Genomic DNA, 19,093 nt, shown 5'->3' with positions numbered 1-19,093 from the left:
GATTTCAAACGGATAATTTTTCAGGACCAAATGGGTTAAACCTACGACCATAAGCATGAACACCATTCGGAATTTTAAAGTCTTCAGTCCAAATAAAGTCCTTTTCTAATACAGCCGCTTTGATTTTATCCTTATGTTCAGAATTTTTTCCATCTCCTTTACCAAAAATGCTGCTAACCAAATAACCCGCAAATCTTGCATAAGATTTTTCAGATAACTGTGAGCCATCGATAGTGAGATCATCTGAACCCTGGTCTATCCATTTGCTGGTAACTCCATATACATCAAGAAAAGGAACTTTCTTTTCCTGAGCAATTTGCTTCATAGCATCAGTGTACAGTTTAAGGTTTTTGTTGATTTCTTTTCCGTCTGGAAGATCATATTTATTTGAAAGATCCTCAAATGCTATTGGAGATATCAAAATCAATTGAGTGCCTTTCCCTCCATTATAATCTTGATTCTGCGTATGATCAATAAATGCAGCTATCTCACCTTTGAAATCTTGCAATCCCTCTTCACCACGGAAAGATTCATTGTACCCAAAGAAACCAATTATAACGTCGGGTTTTAATGTGGTTAACCATTCGTCTTCAGTGGGAAAATGCCCCTCACTTCCCGTATTGATATCAAATTCAGGATTAAATTTTTCTGCTCCCGGAAATGCCCATGGTGAATTCCGTGATGGATGCGGTCGGAAACCTGCCGTGTTTCCAGGGCTACTGATGTTTCTTATAAATAGATTGCTGTCTGGAAACCGAGTATGAAGTTCAGTGTCGAAATCTCCATATTCCATCATTCTTGAGCCTAAATTGTTCCCAATTAGTACTATACGAGACCCTTTATGGATCTTTACAGGTTTCATAGTAGGTTTATGTGTACAGCCAAAAAGGATTAGGGCAAAAGAAAGTATAATCAGGTTCTTTAAAGAAGCCATAATAAATAAATGTAGGGTATTGTTTAGATCTATATGAATTGATCAGCCCAAAGCTGACAATTCAGGTTAAACCAAATATACCTTTATAATTTATGTATGGTGTCCTGTACCGTCCTGTTTAATAAAATTTTTACAAAAGTGCAGATCGAATAATAAAAAGGTGACCATTTTTTGGTCACCTTTTTAAAAATCTAAATTGCTTTTCGAACTTTATATAATTTTAGATTCGGCAATTTAATAGTCTTGTTTGGGTTGACCATATAAATGTTTTCTGTCCACCAACTTTCCTCTGCAATAGTATAAATCAATGAATTGTTTTTTGGGTAATAATTTACTGATTTAACGTCTTTTTTGCCTTTCAATAGTGTGAAATCAGTGAATGATTTAATACTGGTATTAAATAAAAAAACTGAATTATGCGTTGATATTAAAAAATTATCAGCATCGATACGGAAAAGATCATGCCCACTTTTGTCCGAAATTCTCCACGAAGATTCTAATTTTAAACTTGGATTTTCAGTGTCCCAATTTATCAATGAATAAGTTTTTAGAAGTTGATATCCCAAAACATATAGTAAATTATCTTTAGGGTTCCACACTACACCGTGACCTGAATAAAGTGAATCGGTAAATAAAACTTTTTCATTTTTATTGAGGTCATATAATTCTATTGAGTTGCCCTTAGGATGAGTAGAATTTGCAACAACAATTCTGTTTTTGGGCAATAAATCTACAGAATGGGACATAGGAGTCTTTGCGTAAAATTCTACATCCTTTGATGCAATGTCTACGAGTATTGTCGCTCCAGAGGATGAATTGACTAGGATTTTTTTATTTCCCATCACTGGTTTACACTCATCAAGGCTTTTTAATAGAGGAATGTATTCTGCCGGCAATGATTTTGCTTCAGAGACTACCCATTTCCAGATGATTTCAGTATGATTATTGTTTGATTTATTGGGGTCAATAATAAATAATTTATCGTCACCACAAGCTACCAAGAAGCCTTTTTTCAGAACTTGTTGTCCAAACGAATTATTAAAGGCAATAAATAATAGGATTAATAATATGCAGATTCTTTTCATGATTAATTGATTTTATCCCAACCTTCGTTTTGTTTTAATTTTGGATTAAGCGTGAGTTCCTCAATTGGAATTGGGTTCAAATATTCCCAGTTTTCGAACGGTTTTTTAGCGTTCTTATATGGCGTTAATCTTCCTGATTCTCCTTCTGTTAAACCATTCACTGAGGAAAGTTTGAAATATTGTACCCCAGATACCTTGTCAGATGGTGCATTGTCAGTACTTTTAATAACATACAGATCTGGTTTACCGTCATTATCCAAGTCTATTAATTGGTTAAACCCCTTAATATATATACCGGAATATTCCGTTCTGAATAAGTGGCCCTCATTCCATCTAAGCAAATCATCCTTACGTAAACCTTCAAAGGCAAGTTCAACTCGGCGCTCCGACAAATCTCTAAAACATTTGCATCAGTTGTTCTTTTATATCTATTTAACTGAAGTTGGTCAGTTTTCAAAGGCATTGTTAGTGGTTGATTAATTCCTGCTCTTTTCCTTAGTGCATTAACAGTCAAATCTAGATCTTCTTGATTTAATTCACCAAGGATAGCTCGTGCTTCAGCGTAGTTTAATAATACTTCAGCATATCTCATGAGAATAGCGTCACGACTATCACTTCCTTGGTCCTCAATTGGTGGTCCAACCCGTTTTGTGACTTGATAACCAGTTCTGTTTTCAGCAAAATCATTTACTGCAATATTAGTTGTTCCTATTCTAATATAACCTGGGAAAACAACAGATTGCTTCAATCTGAAATCTCTATTCTGAAATTCTTCAAAATAGGACTTGGTTTCTATTTTACCATCATTTGCACTGTAATAGGAATTTCCATCTATCATGGCATAATCGCTGATTAAAGAGTGTGTAGCTCCATAATTACCATTAGAAGTAGAAGTAAATTCTGGGGTGTAATAAATGAAATTCTGACTTGAAGAACGAGCTAATATAACCTCATTGGTTGGGCCTGCAGCTGCCTGAAACATGCTTGCATAATCTGTTTCTGTTTTTCCAGTACTATATAAGCTATATTTTTTAGAATCTATTAATGTTTTTGCCGCAACCTTTGCCGCAATTATAAATCTATCTGCAGCAGGAAGATTAGCGTATTTATGATATTTCCGGTAACTTCCTTCAAAAAGTGCAATTCTAGATTTAAGTGCTAATGCTGTCCATTTTGTTACCCTGTTTTTGCTCGTTCCATCACCTAGGTTAGCAATTGCAAAGTCTAAATCTTGCATTACGCTATCCATAACTAAGGTTCTTGGGTCACGTCCTTTATATAATAATTCTTCATCAGATGTTTTTAGTGGTTCAGAATACCAAGGAACATCGCCGAAAGCTCTAACTTTTTTGAAATAAAACCAAGCTCTGAAAAACTTGGCTACCGCTAGGTTTTTGTTTTTTAATGCGACATCTTCGGTGTGTAGATTCACATTCTGTATAAAGTAGTTGAGGTTTCTAAGCTCTCCCCAGCTCCAACCACCACTTCCTAATGCGGTAGGCATAGTATAGTTGGATGTTCGGATGGTAGGAGGAGTTGTAATATGTTCCATATTATCAGAGTTTTTTGTCCTCTTTAATAGAGTTAAAATCAAGATTGTTGTAAAAACCATCTGTAAAGGTTTTTAAACTAGCTTCATTTTTAAAAAGAGCAGGTGATTCAGCAACTTGAGTTTCGGGGTATATGTCAAATTGAGATTCGCAGGAGCAAAAAACAAATGTTAATAAGCTAAAGATAATATATTTAGTTTTCATAATTTCAAATTTTAAAATCCAAGTTCAATTCCAAATGCAAAGGTTCTCTGAATAGGATAGGCTGTTCCCATTCCCACATTTCCCTGATCAGCATCAGGATCTTTTGCAAGCCCTTCAGGATCTAATGTGTCATGCAACTTAGTCCATTCAAACAGATTTGTTCCTGCAGCATAAATTCTAAGATTAGAGATTTTATTATTAAAAGCTTTTGCAGGAATCGAATAACCAATAATCATATTGCTTAAACGAAGAAATGCTGCATTTTGTAAATATCGAGTTTGGGGAACTCCTAAGTCATTACTTCCTAATGCGATGTATCCTTGAGGTTTTGGAAAATATGCATTTGGATTTTCAGGGGTCCAACGGTCTTTTACTGCATGTTCAAGTAAAACTTGGTATTTTCTGTTATAAGAACTCCAAAATTGAGAAGTTTCTGCAGATGGATAAATGTCACGTTTTCCAACACCCTTAAAGAATGCACTTAAATCAAAACCACGATATGCAAAATTCAAGTTGATCCCATATTGATAACGTGGAGTACTATTACCAATGATTCTATAATCACCATGATTTTCCATAGTCCAATCTCCGCGACTTATGACACCGTCATTGTTTGAATCTTCGAATTTGATCGTCCCTGCACTCACAAATTGACGGTAACTATTAGTTTGTAATATTGGACTATTTTTAGCCTCTTCGTCAGTTTGGAAGAACCCTAGGGTATTTAATCCCCAAATCTCACCTAAATTTTGACCAATATAATAATCACCCAAATAATTGGTTGGATTATAGTAATCTGTGATAACAGCATTGTAGTCAGAAAGATTAAGGTTAATTCCGTATTGGAAAGGGGTGGCTGCCATTGATTTGATCTTGCCAGCCTACAGTTAGTTCCCAACCTCTGTTACGCAAAGAAGCAATGTTTTCTTTAGGAACTGCAGCACCATATACAGAAGGTAATGAATGGTAAGGCGCTAACATATTGTTAGTATTCCTTTGATAATAATCGAACACCAAATTCAATCGGTCTTTGAAAAAAGTTGCATCCAAGCCTACATCAACAGTTTTAGATGTTTCCCATGTGAAATTTTCAGATTTCGGGCTAGGCACTGAAGTATAAGTATATTGTTCACCATCCAAAAGATAATTTGAACGGTTCATGCTTAAGATTGATAGATAATCGTAAGAACCAATGTTTTGGTTACCTAGAGCACCAAATGATCCTCTGATTTTTAATGAATTAAACCACTGGTTTTATTGGTTGGAAAAAGTTTTCTTCAGAAATCTTCCATGCTGCTGAAAAATGATCCAAAAAAGGCACCTCTTCTGTCTTTACTGAACTTAGAAGTTAGGTTATGCATTCCATTCAATTCCAAAAGATATTTTTCATTGAAATTATAGTTTGTTCTCAAGAAAATACTTCTGTTAGCATATTTATCGTCATCATCACTAGCTTCAAATAATCCAGTAGCAAGATTAATTGAATGTTCATCTAAACCTAAAATTGGATTTTGATGGGCTACTGTTTCATAATGGTTGGTGTAATTTTCAAAAGTAAAACCTGTTGTGATATCAAAGTTGTGTAAACCTACTGACTTCTTGTAGTTAGCATATGCATTTACATTAAATGTCTCAGATTCAGTATTACTTTTATAAATTTTCGCGGGACCTGCATCTGCATAATGAGACAAAATCGTATTTCTGTTATTGAAAGAGTGAGAAAGGTAAGGTCCCGTATTATCCCACCAACGGTTTCTATACCAATGATAATACATATAGGATAAATCTGCATGCAGAGTAAGACTATTCTCCAATAGTTTGATATCAGTCCCAAATGTGTTTAAGAAACTAGATGTGTTTGTTTTGTATTCTGATTGTTTTTCAATGAATTGTCTGTAAAAACCAATGTCTGTAGGTATAGTTTTTCCATCTACTTCAATAGTTTCTGGCAATAAGGGATTCGTGTTGTCAATAAAACGCCAAGGATTTGAACTAAAACCGTATAAATATGTATTTGGAATATCATCCCTGCGCATTGTTGCCGATGTTTTGCTGAATATGGTTACATATTCAGAAACCTGATAACTATTATTTGAACGAATATTAAAACGATTGATTTTTTCAGGTTTAAACTTTAATTTCCTTCCTCGTGGTTAAAGTCCCCACTTAAAAAATATTTATATTTATCTGTTCCACCGCGGATACTCAGATTGTGGTTTTGTTCTGGAGTAAATTCTCTAAACCATTCCTCATAATAGTTAATTACAGGACCACCTAATAGTAAAGTCGCTTTACCACCAATATTTTGTAGATCATATGGAGGTAAGGAAGGATTATTTGCTACATCATAAGGATATTGAACTTGAGGTGCAGTATAATAAGTTTGACCGATATTTCCATTGAATTCTTTTTCTTGAATTTCAAGATAATCTAAGCCTGTATATACTTTCGGGATTTTAGTAGCTTTACCCCATTTAAAGTTATTATTATAGTTTATTTGAGGTTTTCCATCTTTTCCTTCTTTTGTTGTGATTAATATAACCCCATAGGCAGCTCGGCGCTCCATAAATAGCAGCTGAAGAAGCATCTTTTAAAATGGATATGTTTTCAATGCTTTGTGGAGAAATATTGTTTAATTCAAAGGAACTAATAGGTACACCGTCCAATAATATTAATGGAGACCCACCATTGATAGAAGTGTTTCCTCGAATATTAAATGATGCTCCTCGACCAGGTTTTCCATCACTTACCCCAATATTTAAATTGGCAACTTGACCTGCTAATGCTTCACCAAGATTAGTAGTTTTAAAAGTTTCCAAACGTTTGCTGTCAATTTGATCTACAGCACCAGTTAAATTAGCTTTTTTCTGGTACCATAACCTACAACCACAATCTCTTCAAGTTCAGAAGACGAAGAAACTAAAGTTACATTTAACGTCCTGTTTTGATCGATTTGAAATTCTTGGTCAGTATAGCCCATATATCGGAAAGTAACAGTAGAATTTTCTGGTACTCTAAGGCTATATTGTCCATTTTGATCTGTAATAGTGTGGATACTTGGTGTTTGAGTAACTGATACAGTTACACCTTGAAGAGGTCCATTTATATCACTTACAAGACCTTTGATTTCATAGTTTGTCTGTTTCTTTTCAGTGATAACAATAGTTCCGTCAATAATCTTGAAAGTCAGGTTTTTACCTTTCAAAGTTTTACTCAAAACAGTTGATACCGAAGCATTCTCAAAATTTATCTGTCTAATTTTAAGATTTTTTAGAATTTGTTGGTCATAAAACAATCGCAGTTTACTTTGTTTAGAAACTTCTTCTAAAATATGTTCTAAACTTGTGTTGTTTAAGTTCAAGTTGATGTTTTGCGCTTTTCCTGTGGCATATGCGCCTAAGGATATACAGGTCAAGAGTAACAAGGTTAGCTTCATTGTGAGCAAGATTTTTAAGGAAGGATTGGTCAATAAAATGCCAACATTTTTCTTCCTAGAAAATGGAGAAAAATAAATCATAAATTTGTAAACGTTTAAGGTTAAATAAATTTGAATTTTCAGTTCTAAATGCCTTGAATATGGGGATGCGCCAACATCCCCTTTTTCATATTCTTAATAGGTCATAGGTTGTTTAATTTCTTTGCATAGGCTATATTCATTATTTGATAATAATTGTTTTATTTATTAACTCTAAATTTTTTCCAGTAGCTAAGTTTAAGATTTTTAATACACTGGAAAGATTTTGATCCTTGTCAATACTACCTTTAAAGGTAGATTTGTAATTTAGTTGATCTAATCCCTCCACATCAACATTATACCATCGTTTTAATTGCTCCAAGATTTCATGGAGATTATTGCCATCAAAGAAAAATTCACCTCGTTGCCAAGCAGTTTTGGTTAACAAATTTGGTTCTGCGATCTCGATAACCCCAGCATTGGTAATAGCTTCTTGACCAGGCTTGATTATTGAAGAATTATTTCCGTTGGAAACTATCAAAGAACCTTCTACTAAGGTGGTTGACACTATTTTGTTATAGGCATTAACATTAAATGATGTTCCCAAAACTTGAATTTCTGTTCCATTTGCCTCAATGATAAATGGCCTGTCTATATCTTTGACAACGTCAAAATAAGCCTCTCCTTCGATGGTTACTTTTCGGATATCAGAATCAAATTTAGTTGGATAGGAAATTTTAGATGAAGAATTTAACCATACTTTGGTGCCGTCATTTAGAATTAGCGAAAAAGTTGAAGCAATTGGTACTTCCATGGTTAAGACCTTAGAGCTGTTTGATGAATACTTTTCAGTTGTAGAATCTGGATTTTCATCAACTGTTCCATCCTCAAATTTAATTATTGCAAATCTTTTTCCAGGTAATAAATCAATTTTTGACGAATCTAAACTTGAATTATTACTTAAAGTGACATTTGAATTATGATGTTTTGAAAACGAAAAAAGAAATCAAAAATACAGCAAATAGAATTGCTGCTATTGACAAATATTTATAGAAGGAAAATGATTTACTTGTTACTGACGATGTTGAATCATTGATTCTTTCATTTAATTCTCTAGATATAGTTTCAATTTCTTTTTCATCCAAAGATTCATCCTTGTCATCAAAACCATGATAAAACCAAGCATTAATTATTGCTTGTTCCTCAATAGTACATTTACCTTCTTTATACTTTTGAAGAAGTTCTTGGAAATATTGGATATTATCTTTTTCCTGCATATACTCCTATAAACCTAGGAAAGATGTGATAGTACCGAAAAAAAATAAAATTTATTTGAATTTTAGTCTGAGTCGATGTAAGGCGAGTGAAATATTGTTTTTTACTGTCTGTTCTGAGATAGTTAAATTTTTGGCAATATCTTTTATAGTCATTTTATTATTCCTACTTAGTTCAAATACTGCCTTCATGGTTGCTGGCATTTTGTTCACTTCTTTAAAAATCAATGAATCTAATTCCTTCGCCATTAAGACATCTTCAGATGAATAACTGACAATGTCAGTAAGGAAATCTGAAAATATTAAAAGCTGAGTTTGATACTTTTTGTTTTTAGAAATACGATCGATGATTTCATTTTTTGCAGAAGTAAATAAATAGGGATATAAAGAATCTGTAATTTCTATCTTATCTCTTCTCAACCAAAAATTAGAAAACACTTCTTGTAAAATGTCCTTACTGTCTTCACGACATTGAATACGTTTATTGATAAAACGGAATAGAATTTCAGAATAGCGATCTACTAATTCGCAAAATGCAAATCTGTTATTATTTTTAATGTGATGAAATAACTGGACATCCGTGAAACGCTTCATTGATTTTCAAAGGCTAAGTTAAGTGTCGAGCCAAATTTATAATTGTGATATTAAGTTACTGTTAACTAGTTAAAAATTTTAGTGAATCACAAAGCTTATTATTAAATTTTACTTTTAAAACTGCAATTCAAAATATATTTAGGGGTTTAAATTTATTTTTTAAATGAGATTTGAATTTGAAATACTTTTCCCTGTTGGAAAGGAGATAACTAATCTCGAGTTTAGTGAAAAGAAGGGGTTAATTCCTTCCTGTATTTAATCTAAAATGAATAATTCTGAAGCAATTTGGTCTGCTAGGAGTTTTCCAGTTGGAGTAAGAGTAATTATGCCCTGATCTGAAATATTGACATCTTTTTTATACTCATATTCTTCAATGTTCTCCAGTAAACTATTTAAGTAATCACTTCCAAATTCACGTTCGACATATTTTATGTCAATTCCCCATTTCGTTCTTAGGCTCGTCATGACATATTCATTAAAACGATCATTTTTGCTTAACTGTTCAGTTTCTAAAGGAAGCTCTTTGGCAAGAATTCCTTTGATATAAAGAGCGTTATTGGCGATGTTCCAGGATCTTGAAGTCCCATTGAAAGAGTGGGCAGAAGGACCGATTCCTAAATAGGACTTTCCTTTCCAATAATTGCTGTTGTGTCTTGCGTATCGATCAGGTTTAGCAAAGTTCGATATCTCATAGTGTTCATAACCGCTTGAAGTCAGGGTGTCGACTAACATCAGCATCTGTTCAGCACTTTGTTCTTCGTTAAGTGTGGGAGTATTGCCTTTATTGATCATATGGGCAAGTGCGGTTTTCTTTTCAACCGTCATGGAGTAAGAGGAAATATGCGGAACATCAAGGTCGATTAACTGTTGCATGTTGCCTTTCCATTTAGTGTTTGTAAGTAAAGGGAAGCCGTAAATCAAGTCACAAGTTATGTTTTTCGAATCCAGCATCTTGAACCCGCATAATGGAAGATTTTGCTTCCTCGGAATTGTGTGCCCGATTCATCCATATTAAGTCTTCTTCGTAAAATGATTGGATTCCAATACTGAACCTGTTGATTTCTGTATTTCTTAAATCTTGAACTTTCTTTTTATCAAGATCATCAGGATTTGCTTCCAATGTAATTTCAGCACCTGAACTGATTTCAAAATATTTGGCAACCTGTCCAATTAGCTTATCGATTTCTTTAGCTTCCAATATCGAAGGAGTTCCCCCTCCAAAAATATAAGGATTCCACTTTTTTATCTTCAAGATAGGATGCCCTTAGTTCCATTTCTTTTAGCATAGCATCCAAAAGCTCTTCCTTGTATTTTAAAGAAGTGCTAAAGTGGAAGTCGCAATAGTGACATGATTGTTTGCAAAATGGAATATGAAAATAGAACATGGGGTGCACGCGTAGATGTTATGAGGCAAAGGTAAGGAATTAAGGATAAAAGATATTTATATAGAATTATTAAAACCTTTTTTCATATCTTTTAATGCGTTTACAACACTTTCAATGGCGGAATAATCCTTTGATGGATTAATCATTAATCGTACAAATGCACTATTTTCTCCCTCTTGTATATGCTTTTCTAAAATATTATTTAGTCTTATTACTAATCCCTTATTGCTATTTTCAATTTTTCTCTTTTCTCTCCCTAATACAATAGGGCCTATGCTTTCGAAAATTATACCATTTGTTTCATCAAATAATTCGTTATGATATTCATATATCATTTCATCATTTAATGAAAAAAAGGACAACTAGATTCGAGGTATCGGTAGCACCTTTTTGACGTAGTTCTGGCCTAACATCGTAAGCAATAAACTGGGCTAAGGCTATTGCTGTAATGTTTCTACTTTGAATGTATGTCCACTGTCAAAATCTGCATCTTCTATCGGATCTTGATCCTTTTGTCAGATTAGCTATTGTTCATCATCAATTTGAAAGTGTTCACTTTTTTTACGATGGTAATGGAAGAACAGGGCGTATTATCAACATACTATATATGGTAAAAAAGGAATAATTATACCTTCCGATACTATGTTCAAGTCGATACATAAATCAAAATAAATCCCATAATTATAGGCTTCTTCAATATATACGCGATCCAAATGAGTGGGATGAATGGGTTTTATTCATGCTAGAGGCAATTGAAAAGACATCGGTACAGACTATTTTTATTATTAAATATATTAAAAGGTTAAAGCAGTCTTATAAAGAAAGGATTCGAAAAGAATTGCTAAAAATTTAACCTCAAGATTTAATTAACAATTTATTTAAGCACCCGTATACAAAAATATACTTTGTAGTAGAAGATCTAAATGCTTCTATACAAACTGCTTCGCGTTATTTGGAACAATTAGTTGAATTAAAACTGATTCATCTTCAGAAAATTGGTTAAGAAAACTTTTATATTAATGTAGATCTTTATCAATTTTTAAATGATGCCACATAGCTGCATAAGTTAAATGATGTGTAACGAGTTTTAACTCATGTTGTAAAAAGTAAAGTAATGTTACGCGGAAGATTGTTGTAAAAATATGCCAATAACTATTACAATATAGAATTGCTTCGTATTTAGGAATTTTTCGTATGTCAATTAATCTGCTATTTTCTAAATACTAACTGAAGGATTTAGGAGATTTTTTCTAATCTTATTGGGTTCATCATATCCAAGGAGATTTTTAATTACGGAAGAGGATGGACCCATAAAACCTAAATAATTAACTTGGTAAATACGGCAGGGCCGAATAACCCGAATAATGTTATGACATTTACTTTAGTAGGCTAGTTCGATTTTTAATTATGGTTAAAACAATATGTGGAACGATTTTTGCGATCTTAAACGTTATATATCATATAAAACTATCCAAATGAAAAAATTAATTTTTGCTGCTGCCCTTTTATTAATTGGGGTTGGTGCCAATGCTCAAACTCCAGGTCAATTCAAAGCGGGTGTGAATATCGGATTGCCGGTAGGCGATGTTGCTGATGTTGCTTCATTCACTGCTGGAGCTGATTTAGCCTATTTATGGAATATCAGTGAGAACTTCCAATTGGGGCCAACTGCAGGTTTTCAAAACTATTTTATCAAATCTGAATTGAAAGATCTTGGTGCTGAAAATGTAAATTTTGTGCCAGTAGCTGCCTCAGGGCAATATTCAATCGTTCCAAACTTCTTTATTGGAGCTGATTTAGGATATGCTTTTGTAACTAGCGGTGGAGGTGATGGCGGATTTTATTATATGCCAAAATTAGGATACCAACAACCTTCTTATGAGGTTTACGGTGGTTACCGTGGAGTATCTAATGATGGATCTATTTCCGCAATTAACCTTGGGGTTAACTTCAAATTCTAATAGAATTCATATTCGAAATGTTCAACAGCTTTCGTTGAAAAAATCTTTAAGGAACTCAATTCAAATTGGGTTCCTTTTTTTATCCTTTCAAAGTTTTTCTATATAAATCAACCGTTATTTTATTGTTAAGTTATTGATGTTAGTGAAATAATTAATAAATTTAGTCTATATTTTATCCAAACTTATTAACACTAGATACAATGACCAATATCAAAGAAAGAGTACTTTTAATCTCAGAATCCAAAGGAATTCACAAAGTCGAATTTTTCAAAGGTTTAGGATTGTCCTATGCTAATTTTAAAGGAGTTCAAAAGAATTCAGCATTGGGATCTGATGCTATAGCTACTATTTTAACTACTTACCAAGATGTCTCCCCAGAATGGTTGATTTCAGGTGTAGGTGAAATGTTAAAAGAAGATAACCATCATACCCACGAGGTCGCTATAACTCTACCTTCTAAAATTGACAAACCCGTCGAAAATGGAACCCTCGCTGCCGCTCTTGAAAAGGTCATTAACGCCCAACAAGCAACAATACAATCGCAAGAAATAACAATTTCTGCCCTTACTGCTAGAATCGAACAACTCGAAAAGAAAAAGAAAATTAAGAAAAAAAGATAAGTCCCTGATCTAAATATATCAACTTATGAAGTACATCGCTTTAATCTTAATTTCAATGCTTTTTGCATATCCTGTTAATGCCCAGAATAAGGAAAAAATGCATGCTTTTTTTAATCAAGATAGTACTTTAGTTGGATATAAAAACGCTAAGGGTGAAATCGTAATTCCTGCAAAAATCGATGCTAGTTTCGGAATCCCCGATTCTTTTCAAAATATTATATCAGTCTTAGAACCAACAAAGGATGACCGTATTCTATCCTATTTTTTGACAAAAGAGGGAAAAAGGGTAGGGAAGGATAGTCTGTATATGTTTGATAATGTGCCAGACTGTGAAAATGAAGGTTTTATTAGATTTAGAGACCAGAAAACTGATAAAATGGGTTTGCTCAATTCAAAAGGAGAAATTCAAATCCCAGCTATATATAGCCATATTGATCGGGTGAAAAATGGAATGATCGCAGTACTGAAAGATGCAGTCAGAAAAAAAACTCATCCCAATTCTGAATATACTTATTGGGAAGGAGGAAATACCTTTCTGATCGATACTAATAACAATGTATTAATTCAAAAATTTCCAATTGGAGATGAACTTAATTTTCATCTCGTTAGTATAGATGGAACCTATATTGAAGGTGATGATTGGGAAAAATTTACAACCATTGATGGTAAAAAGTTCGCTTTCCTGAATTTTGAAAAAGCATTGCTAACTACAATCAAGCAACAATTTGCATTGGATATTCGTGAAGAGTTATTGAGTGAATTGTGTTTTGACACTATTACCTATTGGACCAATAATACATCTTTGCAAAAGAAAGATTCTATGGAATACCTGGATGAAAATTTTGATAAAATCAAACCTATTCTTCAGAGTATCATGGATGGTTCAGCTGATTACTTTATATCAAAAAGCCATTTAAATACCTTTATTTTTGATAGCCCCGCGTTTTATAAGTATATAAATCATTGTGGAGATGCCAAAGATTGGGAATATCCAGTATATCAACTCGTCATAAATAACTTCAATGGAAATAAAAATAGCCAAAAGTCATTGGATTTTCTCTGGACTGACGAAGGATTTAGGTTAATTATGGCATCACTTGATTGATTTTTACTATATTATTAAAAAACAATAAAATAATATGATAATTAGACAAGGAACCTTTCAGGATTCTGAACAAATTGCTGCATATTTATTACTGGCAATGGAAGAAATTACCTATCGCTTTATTGGACAAAGAGATCGAGAATTAGCTTTGAGGTTCTTAGTACAGCTAGTGCAACAAAAAGGAAATCAATATTCCTATGATAATAACTGGGTGATTGAAGATGACGGAAAAGTGTTAGCAACTGCATTGATTTATGATGGTGGTAGATTGGAAGAATTAAGAGAACCTGTGGCAAAAATTGTGACTGAACAATTCAATATAGAATTCAATCCAGAGAACGAAACCCAAGACGGAGAATATTATATTGATTGTATTGGTGTAAATCCTGAACAACAAGGAAAAGGATTAGGGTCTAAAATAATCTTGCACCTAATTGATGAGTATGTGTCTAAACAGGGAAAAGTATTGGGATTACTTGTAGATGATGATAATCCTAAAGCCAAAAAACTCTATGAAAGATTAGGTTTTAAAGTTGTTGGAGAAAAATGGTTAATGGGAAAGCATTTGGAACATATGCAGATAAAATAATAGTCTTTTAAACAATAATTATAAGACTGTCAAAGGCTTGTTTATTCATATGACCTGAATTCAATATCAACTAGCTAAAACCTTTTAAGCGACTTGCTCATTCTGTTTTTTTTGCTAAATTTGAGAATAGACCAAAATTTCTCAAACATATGTTTAGTATCAGACTTCCTCAACTAGGAAAGGTGTGGAGCAAAACCAAATCAATAATGCCTTTGGCATTGATGTGCATATCTGCATTCCAAACTTTTGCCCAAAAAACCGAAGTAGATTATGTGAACCCTTATATGGGTAATATCTCACATCTTTTGGTTCCAACCTTCCCAACAGTTCACCTCCCTAATTCTTTGTTGCGGGTCTATCCTGAAAGAGGAGATTACACCTCAGATAGAATTAACGGATTGCCATTAATCGTAACTAGCCACCGAGGAAGTTCTGCATTCAATCTGAGCCCCCTGACATCTGGAACCCGAGAATTAGAACCTGTAATAAATTATAGCTATGATCAAGAAACGATCAATCCGTATAGTTATTCAGTTTATTTAGATCAGGATAATATTCAAGTAGATTTCGCAGTATCTCACCAATCTGCAATCTATGAATTGAACTTTGAAAAAGAAGGAACGCCCCAATTAATTTTCAATACAAGAAAAGGAGATATAAAATGGGATGGAAAAGGATTGTCAGGAAGTCAAGATATCGGAAATAACACAAAAGTGTATCTCTACGCCGAGTTTCAAAAACATCCCGCTCAGATCGGTTCAATCAAAAACGGAAAAATCAGTAATAATTCTGAATCTTCTGGAGAAAATGCTAACCTGATTTTGACATTTCCTAATGGTACAAAGTCTGTTTCGGTACGTTATGGAATTTCATTTATTGATGCAGCTCAAGCAAAAGCAAATGTAAATAGAGAAATTAAAGATTTTGACTTAGCTAAAATTGAAGAAATTGGTAAGCAAACATGGAATAAGGCACTAGGCAAATTGAAGGTTGAAGGAAATAATGAAAATGATAAAAATATTTTCTATACATCCTTATATAGGACATTCGAACGGCCGGTAAATATTTCTGAAGATGGTCGCTATTTTAGTGCTTTCGATGGCAAAGTACATAATGATGAAGGAACACCTTTCTTTACAGATGATTGGATCTGGGACTCTTATCGTGCTCATCATCCACTCAATGTTTTGATCGATACCAAAAAAGAAGGTAATATCTTACAATCTTTTGTTAGGATGTCTGAACAGATGGATAACTTTTGGTTGCCAACATTCCCAGAAATCAATGGGGATAGTCGTAGGATGAACTCCAATCATGGCGTAGCTGCCATATTGGATGCATACGAAAAAGGAATCCGTTCTTTTAATGTCGAGGAAGCATATCGTGCCGCCAAAGGTGCAATTACAGAAAAAACATTAGCACCATGGTCAGGAAAACCAGCAGGAAAAATGGACCAATTCTTTGTGGACAAAGGATATATCCCTGCATTAAATCCGGGAGAAAAGGAAATCTATACCGAAGTACATGATTTCGAACGTAGACAACCCGTTGCGGTAACTCTTGGAACATCCTATGATCTTTGGTGCCTAGCTCAATTAGCTAAGCATTTGGGCAAAACAGATGAATACGACCGTTTTATGAAAATGTCATTCAACTATAGGAATCTTTTCAACCAAGAAACAAAATTCTTCCACCCCAAAGATGAAAAAGGCCAATTCATTCAACCTTTCGATTATGTTTTCTCGGGGGGACAGGGTGCTAGAGAATACTATGGCGAAAACAACGCATGGATCTATCGTTGGGATGTTCAACATAATATCCCTGACTTAATCAATTTGATGGGTGGAAACCAAAAATTTGTACAGTATCTAGATGAAATGTTTTGTTCAACCTTTAGGCAAATCAAAATTTGATTTCTATCAGCAATTGCCAGATCACACAGGTAATGTCGGACAATTCTCAATGGCTAATGAACCTTCTTTGCATATCCCTTATCTCTATAATTATGCAGGTCAGCCATGGATGACTCAGAAAAGAATCAAAACATTAATAAAACAATGGTTCAGGATGATCTAATGGGGGTGCCAGGGGATGAAGATGGAGGTGGATTATCCTCATTTGTAGTGTTCTCACAACTGGGCTTCTATCCAGTAACTCCCGGATCAGGAGTATATAGTATTGGCTCACCATTTTTCGAAAAATCAACAATCAAATTGGAAAATGGCAAAACATTCACTGTTCTAGCCAAAAACGCATCCGATAAATTTAAATATATCCAATCAGCAAAACTAAATGGCAAGCTTATCAACAAACCCGAAATAACACACAAAGATATCCTCCAAGGGGGAACCTTAGAATTAGAATTGGGAGATAAAGCAAACAAGAATTGGGGAGTGATTAAATAGATTAAAATCGCCCTGGTTACTTGTCGGTCCAAATAGTGGTCGGTGAGGACACCGACCACGGCATTGCCCTGCTTGGTGTCCCAAAAACCCGGTTTGCCGCCCTGATTGTTGCCCCCACGACTCCGTTGATTGCCCTGGTTGGTGTCCAACGACTCAGTTTATCGCCCTGGTTAGTGTCCCCACCAACCAGCAGAAATCCAAACTATTTCTTATTATCACGAATCAAAAGCCCTATATTCGAATGAACTCTAAACCCAATCGAATATTATGCAATCTATTATCAATTATTTCAAAATATTTCTCTTATTCTTTCCATTAATCACTAATGCTCAAGATAAACCTAATGTCGTAATAATCTACGTGGATGATCTTGGTTATGGCGATCTAAGTTCTTATGGAGCAACAAAGATAAAAACGCCAAATATTGATTCGCTTGCTCAGGATGGAATCCGATTTAGGAATGGTCACTCCTCAGCTGCTACATGCACTCCATCTCGGTATTCATTGATGACGGGTAAATATCCGTTCCGGAAATCTGGAACCGGAGTACTTCCAGGAGATGCCGCACTCATTATAGACCAAGAAGATCTAACATTGCCTACACTATTTAAACAACAGGGTTATGAAACAGCCATTGTTGGAAAGTGGCATCTGGGATTAGGAGAACAAATAGAAAAAGATTGGAATGGATCTGTTAAGCCTGGACCTTTGGAAGTAGGTTATAATTATTCTTATATTTTCCCTGCAACTGCGGACAGGGTACCTACCGTATTTTTAGAAGGACATAACGTAATGGGTATTGATCCAAATGACCCAATTCAAGTGTCCTATAAAGAAAAAATCGGAAATGAACCAACTGGGCTCGAAAATCCAGAACTGTTAAAAATGATAGCCAGTCCTAACCATGGCCATAATAATACCATCATAAATGGAATAGGTAGGATAGGATGGATGACCGGAGGAAATCAAGCAAGATGGGTAGATGAAGAAGTAACACTGACTTTTGCAGATAAAGCAATCCAATATATCCGCGAGCATAAAAACAAACCTTTTTTCTTGAGTTACCATGCTACAGAACCCCATGTGCCGAGAATGCCTGCAACAATGTTTAAGGGGAAAAGTGGTTTGGGATATAGGGGAGATGCAATTCTACAATTGGATCATACTGTAGGGGAAATCGTAAGAACATTGAAAGATAATGGGCTATATGAAAATACGATCGTAATATTCACAAGTGATAATGGACCAGTTTTGGATGACGGTTATGAGGATGGGGCAGTGACTCAACTAAATGGGCACAACCCTTTTGGACCTTTCAGAGGAGGAAAATATTCTGCTTTCGAAGCTGGAACCCGGGTGCCATTTATTATAAGCTGGCCAAAAGAAATTCAAAAAGGACAAACATCAGACGCATTAGTCTGCCAAATTGATTTCCTGTCTAGTTTTGCTAACTATTTTGGATCTCGTATTCCACAAATTGATGAATTGGACAGTGAAAATATATGGGAATCATTTATAGGTAAAGACAAAACAGGACGTGAATTCCTTGTAAGGTCAGCTGGAACTAATTCAATCACCGAAGGTCACATGAAATATATCCTGCCAAGCAAAGGACAAGCCGTCGCAAAACTTACCAATATAGAATTAGGAAACAATCCAGAAGATCAATTATACGATTTAGAAAAAGATCCGGGCGAAAAGAACAATATCGCCAAACAAAACCCTAAAATCGTTAAAGAATTGAAAGAACAGCTAATCAAAATCAGAGGATTAAAGTAAAAACTGTGTCCCTTTACAGGCATTTATTTGTCCAAAACAATATTCATAAGAAAAGCCTTGAGGATCATCTCAAGGCTTTTCTTAAATTATATTATTATTTCTAAATTGTCATTTAACGGTGCTTTTCGCAAATCTCACATCTCATATCTCACAT

25 protein-coding genes and 1 pseudogene are annotated in these 19,093 nt (G+C 34.3%); 9 read left to right on the top strand and 17 right to left on the bottom strand.

The window, feature by feature from the left end:
- Positions 1–4: 4 nt before the first annotated feature.
- The 17 genes from FGL31_RS23930 to FGL31_RS20405 form a co-directional block, all read right to left on the bottom strand.
- Positions 5–934 carry an SGNH/GDSL hydrolase family protein gene (locus tag FGL31_RS23930; RefSeq protein WP_197734338.1) on the bottom strand — a complete coding sequence of 310 codons (930 nt, stop codon included), beginning with the start codon at positions 932–934 and terminating at the stop codon, positions 5–7.
- Between the two features lie 191 nt (positions 935–1,125).
- A complete protein-coding gene (locus FGL31_RS20470) occupies positions 1,126–2,019 on the bottom strand; it encodes a DUF6528 family protein (RefSeq protein ID WP_138094102.1) in 894 nt (297 codons plus the stop codon).
- Positions 2,020–2,021: 2 nt separating this feature from the next.
- Positions 2,022–2,360: a RagB/SusD family nutrient uptake outer membrane protein gene (locus tag FGL31_RS28460; RefSeq protein WP_262709198.1), complete on the bottom strand. Its 339-nt coding sequence runs from the start codon at positions 2,358–2,360 to the stop codon at positions 2,022–2,024.
- Entirely contained in the window at positions 2,285–3,571 is a 1,287-nt protein-coding gene (locus tag FGL31_RS20460) for a RagB/SusD family nutrient uptake outer membrane protein (protein WP_171017743.1), read from the bottom strand. Before FGL31_RS20460 ends, FGL31_RS28460 begins: the two co-directional genes overlap by 76 nt.
- 4 nt (positions 3,572–3,575) lie before the next feature.
- The gene (locus FGL31_RS22820; RefSeq protein WP_171017742.1) at positions 3,576–3,773 is read right to left on the bottom strand and encodes a hypothetical protein; all 198 of its coding nucleotides are present in this window, start codon (positions 3,771–3,773) and stop codon (positions 3,576–3,578) included.
- 11 nt (positions 3,774–3,784) lie between these two features.
- Positions 3,785–4,636 (bottom strand): SusC/RagA family TonB-linked outer membrane protein, encoded by an 852-nt coding sequence (locus FGL31_RS20455; protein ID WP_138094096.1) that lies wholly within the window; start codon positions 4,634–4,636, stop codon positions 3,785–3,787.
- Entirely contained in the window at positions 4,605–4,934 is a 330-nt protein-coding gene (locus FGL31_RS20450; RefSeq protein ID WP_394366166.1) for a TonB-dependent receptor domain-containing protein, read from the bottom strand. Before FGL31_RS20450 ends, FGL31_RS20455 begins: the two co-directional genes overlap by 32 nt.
- 116 nt (positions 4,935–5,050) lie before the next feature.
- Complete coding sequence (locus FGL31_RS20445) at positions 5,051–5,809, bottom strand: hypothetical protein (protein ID WP_138094093.1); 759 nt, start codon at positions 5,807–5,809, stop codon at positions 5,051–5,053.
- A 98-nt stretch (positions 5,810–5,907) separates the two neighbouring features.
- Positions 5,908–6,339 carry a hypothetical protein gene (locus FGL31_RS20440; protein WP_138094091.1) on the bottom strand — a complete coding sequence of 144 codons (432 nt, stop codon included), beginning with the start codon at positions 6,337–6,339 and terminating at the stop codon, positions 5,908–5,910.
- Positions 6,260–6,592: a TonB-dependent receptor plug domain-containing protein gene (locus tag FGL31_RS20435; RefSeq protein ID WP_232047025.1), complete on the bottom strand. Its 333-nt coding sequence runs from the start codon at positions 6,590–6,592 to the stop codon at positions 6,260–6,262. Before FGL31_RS20435 ends, FGL31_RS20440 begins: the two co-directional genes overlap by 80 nt.
- A gap of 32 nt (positions 6,593–6,624) precedes the next feature.
- Positions 6,625–7,209, bottom strand: a complete 585-nt coding sequence (locus FGL31_RS20430; protein WP_171017741.1) for an STN domain-containing protein — start codon at positions 7,207–7,209, stop codon at positions 6,625–6,627.
- Positions 7,210–7,429: 220 nt separating this feature from the next.
- A complete protein-coding gene (locus FGL31_RS20425) occupies positions 7,430–8,041 on the bottom strand; it encodes a FecR family protein (RefSeq protein ID WP_138094085.1) in 612 nt (203 codons plus the stop codon).
- Between the two features lie 163 nt (positions 8,042–8,204).
- A complete protein-coding gene (locus tag FGL31_RS20420) occupies positions 8,205–8,504 on the bottom strand; it encodes a hypothetical protein (protein WP_138094083.1) in 300 nt (99 codons plus the stop codon).
- 51 nt (positions 8,505–8,555) lie between these two features.
- Entirely contained in the window at positions 8,556–9,095 is a 540-nt protein-coding gene (locus FGL31_RS20415; RefSeq protein ID WP_138094081.1) for an RNA polymerase sigma factor, read from the bottom strand.
- Positions 9,096–9,350: 255 nt separating this feature from the next.
- Complete coding sequence (locus FGL31_RS29385; protein WP_317131099.1) at positions 9,351–9,968, bottom strand: hypothetical protein; 618 nt, start codon at positions 9,966–9,968, stop codon at positions 9,351–9,353.
- Positions 9,969–10,017: 49 nt separating this feature from the next.
- Positions 10,018–10,347: a radical SAM protein gene (locus FGL31_RS29380; protein ID WP_317131098.1), complete on the bottom strand. Its 330-nt coding sequence runs from the start codon at positions 10,345–10,347 to the stop codon at positions 10,018–10,020.
- 189 nt (positions 10,348–10,536) lie between these two features.
- The gene (locus tag FGL31_RS20405) at positions 10,537–10,815 is read right to left on the bottom strand and encodes a hypothetical protein (RefSeq protein ID WP_138094078.1); all 279 of its coding nucleotides are present in this window, start codon (positions 10,813–10,815) and stop codon (positions 10,537–10,539) included.
- 128 nt (positions 10,816–10,943) lie between these two features.
- Here FGL31_RS20405 and FGL31_RS30125 point away from each other — a divergent pair, with 128 nt between their 5' ends.
- The 9 genes and pseudogenes from FGL31_RS30125 (at position 10,944) to FGL31_RS20370 (ending at position 18,939) form a co-directional block, all read left to right on the top strand.
- On the top strand, positions 10,944–11,105 hold the full coding sequence (locus FGL31_RS30125) for a Fic family protein (protein ID WP_138094076.1): 162 nt from the start codon (positions 10,944–10,946) through the stop codon (positions 11,103–11,105).
- 240 nt (positions 11,106–11,345) lie between these two features.
- Positions 11,346–11,483, top strand: a complete 138-nt coding sequence (locus tag FGL31_RS30120) for a hypothetical protein (protein ID WP_394366196.1) — start codon at positions 11,346–11,348, stop codon at positions 11,481–11,483.
- Between the two features lie 472 nt (positions 11,484–11,955).
- Complete coding sequence (locus tag FGL31_RS20395) at positions 11,956–12,441, top strand: porin family protein (protein ID WP_138094074.1); 486 nt, start codon at positions 11,956–11,958, stop codon at positions 12,439–12,441.
- A gap of 200 nt (positions 12,442–12,641) precedes the next feature.
- Positions 12,642–13,061: a hypothetical protein gene (locus FGL31_RS20390; RefSeq protein WP_138094072.1), complete on the top strand. Its 420-nt coding sequence runs from the start codon at positions 12,642–12,644 to the stop codon at positions 13,059–13,061.
- A gap of 25 nt (positions 13,062–13,086) precedes the next feature.
- Positions 13,087–14,166, top strand: coding sequence for a WG repeat-containing protein (locus FGL31_RS20385; RefSeq protein WP_138094070.1), 1,080 nt, complete (start codon positions 13,087–13,089; stop codon positions 14,164–14,166).
- 34 nt (positions 14,167–14,200) lie between these two features.
- Complete coding sequence (locus FGL31_RS20380) at positions 14,201–14,755, top strand: GNAT family N-acetyltransferase (RefSeq protein WP_138094068.1); 555 nt, start codon at positions 14,201–14,203, stop codon at positions 14,753–14,755.
- Positions 14,756–14,904: 149 nt separating this feature from the next.
- Positions 14,905–16,668, top strand: coding sequence for a GH92 family glycosyl hydrolase (locus tag FGL31_RS20375; RefSeq protein WP_232047024.1), 1,764 nt, complete (start codon positions 14,905–14,907; stop codon positions 16,666–16,668).
- Positions 16,628–17,160 (top strand): annotated as a pseudogene (locus FGL31_RS26860) (glycoside hydrolase domain-containing protein). The gene FGL31_RS20375 and the pseudogene FGL31_RS26860 overlap by 41 nt, the downstream one beginning before the upstream one ends.
- Positions 17,161–17,427: 267 nt before the next feature.
- A complete protein-coding gene (locus tag FGL31_RS20370; RefSeq protein ID WP_138094066.1) occupies positions 17,428–18,939 on the top strand; it encodes a sulfatase family protein in 1,512 nt (503 codons plus the stop codon).
- Positions 18,940–19,093 lie beyond the last annotated feature (154 nt).

The organism is Sphingobacterium daejeonense (assembly GCF_901472535.1).
In the GTDB taxonomy this organism is placed as follows: domain Bacteria; phylum Bacteroidota; class Bacteroidia; order Sphingobacteriales; family Sphingobacteriaceae; genus Sphingobacterium; species Sphingobacterium daejeonense.
Note: the sequence above shows the minus strand (reverse complement) of the source record. Positions and strands in the feature narration are given on the sequence as shown.

What these genes read in the sequence shown, in the direction of transcription:
- FGL31_RS20420 (WP_138094083.1), bottom strand. Translation starts at nt 8,504, where the DNA reads ATGCAGGAAAAAGATAATATCCAATATTTCCAAGAACTTCTTCAAAAG.
- FGL31_RS20405 (WP_138094078.1), bottom strand. Translation starts at nt 10,815, where the DNA reads ATGATATATGAATATCATAACGAATTATTTGATGAAACAAATGGTATA.
- FGL31_RS29385 (WP_317131099.1), bottom strand. Translation starts at nt 9,968, where the DNA reads ATGCAACAGTTAATCGACCTTGATGTTCCGCATATTTCCTCTTACTCC.
- FGL31_RS20425 (WP_138094085.1), bottom strand. Translation starts at nt 8,041, where the DNA reads ATGGAAGTACCAATTGCTTCAACTTTTTCGCTAATTCTAAATGACGGC.
- FGL31_RS20380 (WP_138094068.1), top strand. Translation starts at nt 14,201, where the DNA reads ATGATAATTAGACAAGGAACCTTTCAGGATTCTGAACAAATTGCTGCA.
- FGL31_RS20385 (WP_138094070.1), top strand. Translation starts at nt 13,087, where the DNA reads ATGAAGTACATCGCTTTAATCTTAATTTCAATGCTTTTTGCATATCCT.
- FGL31_RS20440 (WP_138094091.1), bottom strand. Translation starts at nt 6,339, where the DNA reads ATGGAGCGCCGAGCTGCCTATGGGGTTATATTAATCACAACAAAAGAA.
- FGL31_RS20450 (WP_394366166.1), bottom strand. Translation starts at nt 4,934, where the DNA reads ATGAACCGTTCAAATTATCTTTTGGATGGTGAACAATATACTTATACT.
- FGL31_RS20375 (WP_232047024.1), top strand. Translation starts at nt 14,905, where the DNA reads ATGTTTAGTATCAGACTTCCTCAACTAGGAAAGGTGTGGAGCAAAACC.
- FGL31_RS20445 (WP_138094093.1), bottom strand. Translation starts at nt 5,809, where the DNA reads ATGCGCAGGGATGATATTCCAAATACATATTTATACGGTTTTAGTTCA.
- FGL31_RS20430 (WP_171017741.1), bottom strand. Translation starts at nt 7,209, where the DNA reads ATGAAGCTAACCTTGTTACTCTTGACCTGTATATCCTTAGGCGCATAT.
- FGL31_RS30125 (WP_138094076.1), top strand. Translation starts at nt 10,944, where the DNA reads ATGTATGTCCACTGTCAAAATCTGCATCTTCTATCGGATCTTGATCCT.
- FGL31_RS23930 (WP_197734338.1), bottom strand. Translation starts at nt 934, where the DNA reads ATGGCTTCTTTAAAGAACCTGATTATACTTTCTTTTGCCCTAATCCTT.
- FGL31_RS20390 (WP_138094072.1), top strand. Translation starts at nt 12,642, where the DNA reads ATGACCAATATCAAAGAAAGAGTACTTTTAATCTCAGAATCCAAAGGA.
- FGL31_RS20455 (WP_138094096.1), bottom strand. Translation starts at nt 4,636, where the DNA reads ATGGCAGCCACCCCTTTCCAATACGGAATTAACCTTAATCTTTCTGAC.
- FGL31_RS20470 (WP_138094102.1), bottom strand. Translation starts at nt 2,019, where the DNA reads ATGAAAAGAATCTGCATATTATTAATCCTATTATTTATTGCCTTTAAT.
- FGL31_RS20460 (WP_171017743.1), bottom strand. Translation starts at nt 3,571, where the DNA reads ATGGAACATATTACAACTCCTCCTACCATCCGAACATCCAACTATACT.
- FGL31_RS20395 (WP_138094074.1), top strand. Translation starts at nt 11,956, where the DNA reads ATGAAAAAATTAATTTTTGCTGCTGCCCTTTTATTAATTGGGGTTGGT.
- FGL31_RS22820 (WP_171017742.1), bottom strand. Translation starts at nt 3,773, where the DNA reads ATGAAAACTAAATATATTATCTTTAGCTTATTAACATTTGTTTTTTGC.
- FGL31_RS20370 (WP_138094066.1), top strand. Translation starts at nt 17,428, where the DNA reads ATGCAATCTATTATCAATTATTTCAAAATATTTCTCTTATTCTTTCCA.
- FGL31_RS20415 (WP_138094081.1), bottom strand. Translation starts at nt 9,095, where the DNA reads ATGAAGCGTTTCACGGATGTCCAGTTATTTCATCACATTAAAAATAAT.